Source organism: Butyrivibrio sp. INlla14, from assembly GCF_900102515.1.
Taxonomy (GTDB): Bacteria; Bacillota; Clostridia; order Lachnospirales; family Lachnospiraceae; genus Butyrivibrio.
Genome location: NZ_FMVS01000035.1, coordinates 23,136 through 33,806, shown reverse-complemented (window position 1 = coordinate 33,806; position 10,671 = coordinate 23,136). Strand labels below are relative to the sequence as shown.

Here is a 10,671-nt window from a genome sequence, read left to right as displayed (position 1 = left end):
ATCATATATATCTCAAGATTCTATCACAATGATTTCCATTTTTCAAAGAAAGAAATCACAATAGTAATTTCGCTTCTATTCCGTAGAAATCAATGACTTTCTTATCCCCATTCTTTAATACAATTGTCACAGGGCCATAGCCGCCGCACTTCTGAGGATCGGTATAAAGTATCTCTTTTACCGGGAACAGCTCATCCTCTGTAAAGTCAGTAAGTTCCTCTTTGGTAATTGTCTGTGAGATTAGAAAATATGGTTCATAGCCGTACTGCTTATTTCTCCTGGTCTCCGCAAAAAGAACTATCGAATTCTTGCTATCTGGATTGGTATCGCAGCTCTTGATAAGCTTAATATCGCTCCAGCCATCCATGATAGTGAAGGCAATCTGCTTGTCCTTACCAGTGTGGTCGTGCCCCTTTAGTATCACTGCCTTGTAGCCGTCTTTTTCCCTGACTGTAATTTCTGTTCCGTTATCAGGAAAGCCAAAAGAACCAAGAGTAATGCTAATGGGCCTTCTGAACATTCTGATCTTGTCAGCCCTTATGATTCCGTAAGGAACTACAAAGTCCGCCAGATCAATTGCTGTGCGCCAGTGAGTCTCTGTCTGAGTCTCATACTCCCAAAACTGGCGGCGATAGAGGACATTTTCCTTTTCCCCATGCCAGAATGTGGCGTTTGGAGTGATTGAAGGCGCCTCAGATGAGCCATCAGCCTTATTTTCCTCACCAAGATAGCATAGAACATACTGCTGGGACTCTATCTGCATATTGCCAGCATCAGGAGCAAGCTCTCCATCAGCACCAACGCAGAAAGTTTCTCCATGAGGTGCAGACTCCCATGGAAACTTAGAGTTAAACACAAGCTTTCCGTAGTTCCAAATGCCGTGGATATCTGACTTATTTTTTACCATCTTGCCGGTGCGCAGCTCTGTTATGCCATTTGCTCCGTGGTTGGCAAAGCAAAGAGCCGGTCCGTCAAGGGTTGTGACCTTTGTTTCACGCTCTCCCAGTTTCTCCCAGGTGCCATTGTTTTCTTTTGCCGTCCAGAAGGGGTGATCCTTGGGAAGATGCAGGCACAAAAGAGCCTTTGCAAGCCACATTGGAGACTCTGCACAGGAATAGCCCTGAACCAGAGGGATAAAGGGGCCGTAAAAGCCCAGGGTAGGAACCCCATTCCACAAAAAGTCATCTCTTTGAAGGAACTGCAAAAGGGATCCAGAGCAGATGCGCCTTGCAAGGCCCGGGTCAATAGTGGGATTCTTCATAAGAAGGTTTCCGTCAAAAGAGCTGGTGGCTGCGTTTCTGTAGATGCCACTTCTACCCCACATATTAGTAAAGCCGTCCTTGTCAAAGAAATCCGGATAGGTTTCCATTAGCTTATTTGAATTTTCCTCGAATTTCCGGGCAATATAAGGCTCTTTTTCATAACCATACCAATTGTTCCAGATAGCGGTATACATGTTGAAAGCCCAGCAGGAGTAGTAGTCAAAGGACTGACCATCCCTGTACCAGCCATCTCCAACATAGTAGTGAAGGATGTTCTGGGCGTGGTCTCGCATGATATCCTCATCGATTGGATAGCCATTCATATATAGAAAGGCCATATCCAGCATGTTAAAGAGACGCCAGTTCTGCGGAACAGTATTGGAATGGGCAAAGTCAGTTAAAAATGCTGCAATTCTGTCCTTTTCCTCTTTGGTGTAGGTATCCCAAATTTCTTCATGGCAGAGCCACAGGCAGATAACGAGAGCTGCAGTCTCTACAGTCTGCTGATAACAGGCTGTGGGGTTGTTGCTCTTATCAAGAGCCCTCATATCTGAATAATTTAATACGTAATTGTCAGCTCCGGGAGTCACTGCATAGAGGACCTGCTTTTTATAATAGTCACGGACGTTTATGCCGTTTAACACAAGGTCCGGCTCAATGTGGATAAGTGGTGCAGATATGAAAAAAGATCTGCAAAGACCTTCAAATACTTCTGCCTTTTTGCGCCACATCGGAGCATCCTTTGAAGGATAAGTAACCTCCGTCTCGTATCTTGGCATAACAACAGGATCTTCCATATCCTTTATATTTCCAAATATTCCGCCCAAAAGGTACTCTGCTGCCTCAATCCAGCTCTGGCGGTCAAGCCCTGTGTAGGGGCTAAGTTCAAAATCTGTATGTTTAGGCTTAAAAACCATTTCTATTCCCCACCTTCCTAGAATATTTCCAGCGCATCACCTGAGAGCTTCATAAGAGCCTCGATGTAGTAATAGTCACCATAATTTATGGCAAATTCATGCCTTGCATCGTGGTAAGCCGCTGTACACTTTTCCACTATATTATCCTTGTCTGTAGTGTAGTCGCAGCGCTTTTCATGAAGAGTTTTAAGAAGTTTTATAGCTGCTGCCTGGTATATGTCAGCCTTCTCTTTGTATACATTTTCCTCTCCAGCCTCTTCCAAGCCACCTAAAAGCCCTGCAAGCTCTATAAGTCCGCTGGCTGTAATAGCAGAAGCTGTAGAATCCTCGTAATAAGGGTCAGCTGGCTGCCTATAATCTACAGGAACCAGGTACTCAGGGAACTTGCTGTCAAGCTCAGACAGTACATAGTCAGCTACCTTCATTGCAGTTTCAAGATATCTCTTTTCCCCTGTATATTTGTAACTAAGAACAAAACCGTAAAGAGCCCAGCTCTGGCCTCTTGTCCAGGATGAGCCTTCTGCGTAGCCCTGTCCCGCGTAATCTCTAAGGAAAGCTCCTGATTCAGGGTCAAAACCCACAATATGCCTTACTGAGCCATCCTCTCTAATAAAGCTCTTCATAGCTGTATCAGCATGGGCCACGGCTATCGCCTTAAACCTGGGGTCCTTAAGTTCATTAGAAGCCCAGTATAAAAGAGGCAGATTCATCATGCAGTCAATGATAGCCCAGCCAGTGGTATCTCTATCGTCTCCCCAGTCGTTCCAAGCGCGTATAAAGTTGCCATTTAAGTTAAAGCGGCCTGCAAGGCTTGCTGCTGCCAAAAGTCCTCTGTTTTTGGACTCTTCGTTATGCTCCATCTTGTATCTGACAACAGATGTTGGAAGCCACCTAAAGCCTGCATCGTGGTCCATTCCGTTATAGTTCATAAAGGCACGGTCCATCTTGTTTTCTGTGCCAATCGCTTCATTTCTAAACAGCTCTTTTCCTGTAAGCTTGTAGAGCTGCCACATCTCGCCGCCCCAAAAGCCGTTTGTCCACCAGCAGATATCCTTATCAGAAGATCTGTCATCAAATCTTCCATTTTCATCAGTGGTATATGGGATCTTGCCCGCATTGCGCTCTGCTACAGTCTCCATCTTGACTGCAATTTGGGACAGTGCTCCATCCACCCATTTTTTGTCTTCTGTACTGATCATTTTGCCTTTACCCCCGAAATAAAAGTTTCCATTTGTACATCTATAAATACTACTATCTTTTCCAAGTAATTAGTATGGTTTCCCCGAATTTTTTTAATTTTTTATTAAAAAAATATAAGAAATCTGGTTACAGTGTTTTACCCCCCCGATTCATGATAAAATAGTAACGGTAAATCGTTTTACAAAGGCCTGGATACATTCGGAGGTCACTACTTGAACAACACCTTTACTAACAAGCAGGAATTCGAGCAGTATTTCCTATATAATCTGGACAGAGCCATAGACGAAGGCTGGATAAAAGCGTACCATCATCCTCTTATCCGCGCGGCAAGTGGCTTTATTTCTGATGAAGAAGCCTTTGCAAGATGGGAAGACCCTGAACTTGGTATCTTCGTTCCTAATGATTTTATTCCAGTTCTGGAAAGAGAGAATCTCACCTACAAGCTTGATCTTTATATGGTAGAAAGAGTCCTTAGCAAGATGAAAGGACAGGACGAGCACGGTATTTTTGTCGTTCCGGAATCCGTTAATCTTGGCAGGTCCGATTTCTATTCATGCGATATGGTTCAGGAAATCATTGACAGGATAGATAGATCTGGTCTTTCAAGGGGTAAACTATCTGTGGAGCTCTCAGAAAAGACCATAGATTCTGATGTGGATTTCTTTAAAGGTATAGTTGAGCGATTCCAGAAAGCCGGCATAAAAGTCTGGATGGACAATTACGGAAGCGGCTACTCTTCACTTCTTATCCTTTTAAAAATTAAGTTTAACCTTCTTAAAATTGATAAAGCCTTTGTAGATACTATTATCGACAAAGAGGCTAGCGTAAGCGGCCGAATAATTCTTACAGAGCTTATAAAGACTGCAATGTCACTTGGTATGGATACCGTTGCAGAAGGCGTAGAGACTAAAGAGCAGGCGGATTTTTTAACCGAGATTGGCTGTACAAAGCTTCAGGGCTTCTTTTACACAAAGCCATTGTCTCTTGCAGATATCTTAAAAAGAAGTGAAAAAGGAATTCCGATCAGCTTTGAAAATCCAGATGAATCCGACTACTTTGAGCAACTAGGAAAGGTTAATCTCTATGACCTTTCAATATCCAGAAACGATGACGATTCGCTGGATAACTACTTCGACACTATGCCTATGGCCATTTTATCTTTTTCCAAGACCAAGGCAAAGTATGTAAGAACAAATTACAGTTATAAAAAGTTCATAAAGACAAGGCTTAACCCCTATAGCGATATTATCGAATATGACTATGACTCTATAACACCAGGGCCTGGCTACTACTCTTTTAACTGCATGAGGCAGTGCGCCCGGGACGGTAAACGCCTTATAACAGACGACCGCTTTGCAGATGGCTGTAATGTGCAGCTTTTTATAAGGAGAATTGCAGTAAATCCAGTCACCGAAGAAGCAGCAATTGCTATGGTCATTCTCTCTGTCAGCGACACCGACGAAGATGACAGCCTGAACTTTAACTACATAGCAAGGGCTCTTTCCTCAGACTATCTGAATCTGTATTTTGTAAATATGGATACCGATGAATTCACTGAATACGCTACAAACGGTGATAATCATGATATGACTGTAGTTCAGCATGGTACAGATTATTTCAATCTGGCCAGAGGCGCCTTTGATTTCCCTGTCACAGACGAGGACAAGCCAGCACTTCTTGAAGCCTTCACAAAAGAAAGAATAACACAGGAAATTGCCAAACATGGCGTTTTCTCTGTTGTTACAAAAATTCATCAGGGTGATGATATTATCTATGTTAGCGTAAAGGCTGTGGAAGTCCGCGGAAACGGCAACTATATCATCGTTGGAACCAGAAATGTAGATGATGAGATGAAAGCAAGAGATGCCATTAGCCTTGCCAAGGAGCAGAACATTATTTACTCACGTATTGGCGCTCTTATGGGTGAACTCATATATATTTATACTGTTGATCTTGAAACCTCAGACTATGTCAAGTATAGTCCGTCAAACATTACGTCAGATATGGATCTTCCACCTGAGGGAGGAGACTTTTTTAACAAAGTTATTGAAAGGATTCCTTATGGTATTTATTCAGAGGACGTTGACTCATTCTTAACTGCTTTTTCTAAAGAAAAGATTTTGGACAAAATTCGTTCTCAGGGCGTATTTGAAAACCAGCACAGACTCAAAATGCAAGGAAAGGCTATCTATGTAAACACCCGTGCCGTTATTCTAGTAGAAGACGGCAAGGAAAAGCTTATTTTTGGTATCGTTAATATAGACGAGCGAGTAAGGAAAGAAAAGGAATATGAACAGCACATCTTTGCAGTAGAAAACAAGGCCAGCATTGATGAGCTTACAGGCGTCAAGAACAAGCATGCCTACGCGGATGTGGAGCACAAGATGGATGCTCAGATTTCTCAAAAGAAAAAGACAGCCTTTGCAGTTGCTGTCTTTGATATAAACGGTTTAAAGCAGGTTAACGATATCTACGGTCACCAGGCTGGAGATAAATATATAAAGGATGGCTGTGCCATCATCTGTAACACCTTTAAACACAGCCCGGTATTTAGAATTGGCGGCGATGAATTTGCCGTTGTTATCCAGGGTAGTGATTACAAAAACATCGATTCCATCATGCAGGAGTTCCACGTTTCAAATCTGCAGCGAAAAAAGGATGGAGATGTGGTAATTGCCGCTGGAGCATCAAAGTTTGATAGCGACGAAAGTGTAGCCAGAGTCTTTGAACGGGCTGATGCTCAAATGTATGAAAACAAAAAGGCTCTTAAGGCCTAGTACATCTGTTTTATTCAAACTTTATATCAAGATCGCACTCTGCACTGCCACCTTCACTATCACAGACTAGTAATGTCCTATACACATTGTGATGCCATGCTAGAGAAAGCCTTTCATCAGCTATCTCATATTCCTTTATAAGTGCCTTAGTTACAGGGCCTTTAACAGTGATATTTCCAAGATCACCCACAGAAATGTTGGTGATCCTTTCTTTTGCTTCGGAAGTTTCTATTGAAGATGGCATAATCTTCGGTTTCTCATAGGTCATAAGGCTAAGAGCAAAGGGTAATCCGCCATTATAGGTATCTTTTACGGTTACGCCTTCTCCCTTTACAAGGGATACTTCCCTTGTGTAAATAAAGTTGGATGTTCCATAGGCCCCTGAAATGTCCATTTTAAGGGAACTGACGGCTTTTTTATCTTCTGCAGTATTATTGGTGCACAAAATACAGGAAACATCTGATGCAGCAAACTTTGCGCCATCTCTTTGCATGATGATCTGCGGGTTGCGTACGTCTGCAGCAGAATCCATGCCAAGCGTATCTGCAATACTATCTGCGCTACTTGTGCCTCCATTTTGGGCACTCGTAGCCGCAAAGTCCAGGAATGTTGGCAGATTGTGGAACTGAGACTGCATGGTCCAGAGCTCGTAGCGGCTATCTGAGAAGGTCTTTTTAGTATAAGTTCCAACACCCAGGTCTATTAAGAAGGGCCTTCCGTTTTTGTAGATGGTAAAAGAGCCAACGTCATTATGATTGTGACTGTCTCCATTATTTCCAGCCTTGGCAGCCAGAGTATAAATCTTATCTCTTGCAACCATAAGCCCCATGCTATCAAACCAGGAATCCTCCGGAAGTCCTGAACTTACTGGATAATCCATCATTTCGTCATAGGCAAAGGCCTGCATAACATGGTAAAAGAGATTTATCTCGCTGCTAAGTAGCTTCTCATCATCTGAGCTATCTCTAAAGTCAGCGGCAGCAAAGCTTGCAAGGACTTCGTCACCACATCTTTTTCCAAATAGGAACTCTCTTGCCGACCTTCTTCCTGCAAGGGGACTGCAATCAGCAAAGTTTACATAATAGCCCTTTCCAACATACATCTTCACAATGAAGTTTGCTATGTTGCGGATTTTCTCCTCGGAAAAAATCTCTGAGAAGCTATGTGTATTGGCATGGACAAGAACCTGTCCGTCTCTGTCAACTTCTGCATATTTCAATGCGTCTCTGACGGTGGTTGCCCCATCAATAAGCTCCAGACACCCAAAAAGGCATAGTCCTGCATGTGAATAATACTGTGCTCCCTCGTTGCAGCCTCCATCTGTGCCATACTCATCAAGGAAATAATCCACAGAAACAGCAGCTTTTTCAAGAAAAGTCCTAAGGCTGGCTGCATTTCCATCCTCTGTCTTGAGGTTTCTCTTTTCAAAGTAACCTTCTGTCCTTGTAAGAGCGCAGATAAGGATGTTCTGGACAATCCAAGGCGTCCAGTTGCACATAGTCTGCTCGCCGTCTCCCATCCACCAGAAAAACTGTCCAAGATAAGGCTTAAAGATTCTCTCATCAAGCCTATCGTTAACATATATGCTGATATGAGGGCTCACCTTCTCAAAGGCTGGACGCAGCAGATATTCCGTAAAGGCTATCTCTGCTCCGCTCTCAGCCTGAAAAAGATCTATGATCTGTCTTGATACATCTGGAAGGGTCTCCTGTCTGCCATCTCTTTCATAGCTAGTGTGAGGAGGCAGGCACCAGGTGGTCTCTTCCAAAATCAGGTATAGTCCGTCCAGAATATCATCAATGAATCGTCCCTTGTTCTCGACGCACTCTGCCATTACAAGCTTATTTAGTTTTCTTCTCCTTGGAAAATACTGATCCTCGAAACGGACCCTGTTGCCAGATTTACTAAATTCCAGAAAGTCAGAAATCAAAAGCTGCGTCCAAGGCTCCTCCCCAGCCTCTTCCCCAGCCTTTATCAGTTTATTTTTTAGATCCTCAGAAAGGCCATCCCAGGCCTTCCTGTCAGAGATATCAGGGTATCTGTCATAATTCCCTGCCCCAAAGATTTCCTTCAAATAATCTCTCGTCAAATGACTGCGCTGCCCTGCCATATAATCTCCTCTATTCATACCTTTACGTATTTCCGCTGCTAGCCAGTTCTATGAGCGGGCATAAATACTGGCCAGCAACTAAAATATTACATTTCAATTACGAACCGTTCCATACACTTCAATTTGAGTTAATGCAGGAAATGGACTTGGATCATCTGCTTTAATGAGATTTCCGAGTTTGAGCCATCTGATGCCTTCTTTTTTGATTTCGAAGACATGAGGCTCCGCGGATTTCTTGTCCATTGTTACTTTCTGACTTGTTCCGTCAGAGAAGGTAAACATAGCTTCTGTCCAGTAGTTATCATGAGGAAAATCTGCTCTTGTATAGAGTTCGATCCTGTCAAAATCAACTTCCGTACCAAAGTCCAGGGTAAACTCAGCATCATCCTGTCTGTTTATGCCCCAGGATTCATAGGGCCACTCGCCATGGGAAGAAGTAGCTATACAGCCGTCAATTGCGTTTCTCGCTGCAAAGACCGCTTCGCCTCTTGTCTCCACATTGGCACTGGCGTGAGGATATACTCCTGAGACCTCATGCTGGTCAAAGGGATTTAATGCAAGGTTTCTATAGCTGTAAACCTCGTAGTCCTTGGCTTTTCTGATAGAGATGTAGTGTCTGTTTCCAAAAAAAGCCAGGGGATTGTAGCTTGTCTTTTTCTCATAAAAAGGAACAGGAAAGGTAACTGATTCCTGCTCTATAAGTACCAGGGATGGGTCAATGGCAGCATCCACCTTGACTACGTAGTAGTTTCCCGCAGTCATGCCGGAAAACTCTATGATATCCCCTTTTCTGTATTCTCCATCCCAAGTAAGGACCAGGTTGTCACTGGCAGAAGCCTCTGCCTTGTTGACGTGGTCCCACTCATTATATACTTCTATTTTCATACCCTCTCCAATATATGCTAAGAATTTAGCTCTTTTATCTTGTTGAAAGAAAAACGTTCTCTCTTAGTGCCTTGTCGTCATCCGGATAATCAGCAAGGTAAGTCTCCATGAGAGACTTGGCCATTGCGAACTCGCCAAGATACTCATAAGCAGTTATCTCATTGAGTCTAAGAGCCTGGTTCATGCCCTTATCGTCAACTGCGATACCTGACTCAAATGAAGAAATCGCTCCATTGTAGTCCCCCTGCTTTATCTGACACATTCCAAGCTGATTATAAACAACTGCACTAGCCGGATTCTCCGCAAGGTATGTCTTATAAACGCTCATGGCGTAGTTGTAATCGCCCTGTTTTTCCCCAGTCTGTCCCAGCAAAAGAACTACTGGCTCTTTTTCCTGGTCGCGCTCGTTTCTGGCTGCCTCCAGGAAGTTTTGAGCATCTGCATTATTGCCAAGATAGTAGGACATCTGCCCCTTCTCATAATTGGACATAAAGGAGCTGCCATTATCAAGGGCTGTCTGCAGTATGTTCCTTGCTTCCTCATCATAGCCATACTCAGCAAGGGATTTGTAGATCAATATGATCTTAGAATAGTCCTTGGAGTTTAGTGAAATAGCCTTGGAAAAATCTGAATAGGCAGCGTCATGATTGCCAGAAGCAAGTTCGCACACGCCTCTTAGATAATAGGCATTACTGTCCCCTTTTCGAAGGCCCAGAATTGCGTCGTAGACTTCTTTAGCCTTGTTGTACTCTCCAAGACGGTAATAGGCCTCAGCAAGGTAAAAGTTGGTGTCAAAGTCCATGTCATCAACAATTCCCTCATCTGCGGCAAGAGATGCCAAAAGTTCCTCAGCTGCCTTTTCATAATCCCCGGTTTCAAGGTAAATAATGCCTCGTCCTCTGTGGATCAGGCATTGGTCCTCTTCCTTGGCCTCTGCAGCTTCAAAGCTCTCGAGAGCGCTATTATAATCATGATTTTCTATATACGCAAAACCCGAATCGATATTATGTCTGCCGGCAAGGCTCCCGCAGCCCGCCATCATCAAAGAGGCAGTCATAATAGCCACAACAACTTTTTTCTTCATACCCTGTTACCTTTTAGTTTCCTAAATAAGCAACGACCTCAACCTCACAGAGCACGTCTCTTGGAAGCTGTTTAACTGCTACGCAGCTTCTTGCTGGCTTGCCTACAAAATACTTTTCATAAATTGCATTGAAGGCTCCGAAGTCAGCCATCTCAGCAAGGAAGCAGGTTGTCTTTACAACATGCTCGTAGTCTGTGCCTGCTGCTCTTAAGATTTCGCCAATATTTCTGCAGACTCTGTCTGCCTGATCTGCAATTGTTATATCTTCAATTTCTCCACTTTCAGGGTTGATTGGAATCTGTCCTGAAGCATAAAGAAAATCTCCTGCCTTGATAGCTTGTGAATAAGGTCCGATTGCTGCTGGTGCTGATTTTGTTGAAATGTACTCCATTGTGTTTCCCTCCTGATGATGTAATTATTTCCCCTTGGATTCTCC

At 43.4% G+C, this 10,671-nt stretch carries 7 protein-coding genes; 1 reads left to right on the top strand and 6 read right to left on the bottom strand.

What is annotated here, in order from left to right:
- Positions 1-55 precede the first annotated feature (55 nt).
- Together BLO53_RS17035 and BLO53_RS17030 are read right to left on the bottom strand one after the other, a co-directional pair.
- Positions 56-2,179 carry a DUF2264 domain-containing protein gene (locus BLO53_RS17035; protein ID WP_092064357.1) on the bottom strand — a complete coding sequence of 708 codons (2,124 nt, stop codon included), beginning with the start codon at positions 2,177-2,179 and terminating at the stop codon, positions 56-58.
- A gap of 17 nt (positions 2,180-2,196) precedes the next feature.
- On the bottom strand, positions 2,197-3,378 hold the full coding sequence (locus tag BLO53_RS17030; RefSeq protein WP_092064354.1) for a glycoside hydrolase family 88 protein: 1,182 nt from the start codon (positions 3,376-3,378) through the stop codon (positions 2,197-2,199).
- 213 nt (positions 3,379-3,591) lie between these two features.
- Here BLO53_RS17030 and BLO53_RS17025 point away from each other — a divergent pair, with 213 nt between their 5' ends.
- Entirely contained in the window at positions 3,592-6,156 is a 2,565-nt protein-coding gene (locus tag BLO53_RS17025) for a bifunctional diguanylate cyclase/phosphodiesterase (protein ID WP_092064351.1), read from the top strand.
- Positions 6,157-6,166: 10 nt separating this feature from the next.
- Here the strand turns inward: BLO53_RS17025 and BLO53_RS17020 are convergent, their stop codons facing one another.
- The 4 genes from BLO53_RS17020 to BLO53_RS17005 form a co-directional block, all read right to left on the bottom strand.
- Entirely contained in the window at positions 6,167-8,266 is a 2,100-nt protein-coding gene (locus BLO53_RS17020; protein WP_092064348.1) for a heparinase II/III domain-containing protein, read from the bottom strand.
- 93 nt (positions 8,267-8,359) lie between these two features.
- The gene (locus tag BLO53_RS17015) at positions 8,360-9,151 is read right to left on the bottom strand and encodes a carbohydrate-binding protein (protein WP_092064345.1); all 792 of its coding nucleotides are present in this window, start codon (positions 9,149-9,151) and stop codon (positions 8,360-8,362) included.
- 34 nt (positions 9,152-9,185) lie between these two features.
- A complete protein-coding gene (locus BLO53_RS17010; protein WP_092064340.1) occupies positions 9,186-10,235 on the bottom strand; it encodes a tetratricopeptide repeat protein in 1,050 nt (349 codons plus the stop codon).
- A 13-nt stretch (positions 10,236-10,248) separates the two neighbouring features.
- Positions 10,249-10,626, bottom strand: coding sequence for a RidA family protein (locus BLO53_RS17005; protein WP_092064337.1), 378 nt, complete (start codon positions 10,624-10,626; stop codon positions 10,249-10,251).
- Positions 10,627-10,671: the final 45 nt, after the last annotated feature.

Coding starts and splice junctions, on each gene's coding strand:
- BLO53_RS17035 (WP_092064357.1), bottom strand. CDS start 2,179: ATGGTTTTTAAGCCTAAACATACAGATTTTGAACTTAGCCCCTACACA.
- BLO53_RS17030 (WP_092064354.1), bottom strand. CDS start 3,378: ATGATCAGTACAGAAGACAAAAAATGGGTGGATGGAGCACTGTCCCAA.
- BLO53_RS17020 (WP_092064348.1), bottom strand. CDS start 8,266: ATGGCAGGGCAGCGCAGTCATTTGACGAGAGATTATTTGAAGGAAATC.
- BLO53_RS17015 (WP_092064345.1), bottom strand. CDS start 9,151: ATGAAAATAGAAGTATATAATGAGTGGGACCACGTCAACAAGGCAGAG.
- BLO53_RS17010 (WP_092064340.1), bottom strand. CDS start 10,235: ATGAAGAAAAAAGTTGTTGTGGCTATTATGACTGCCTCTTTGATGATG.
- BLO53_RS17005 (WP_092064337.1), bottom strand. CDS start 10,626: ATGGAGTACATTTCAACAAAATCAGCACCAGCAGCAATCGGACCTTAT.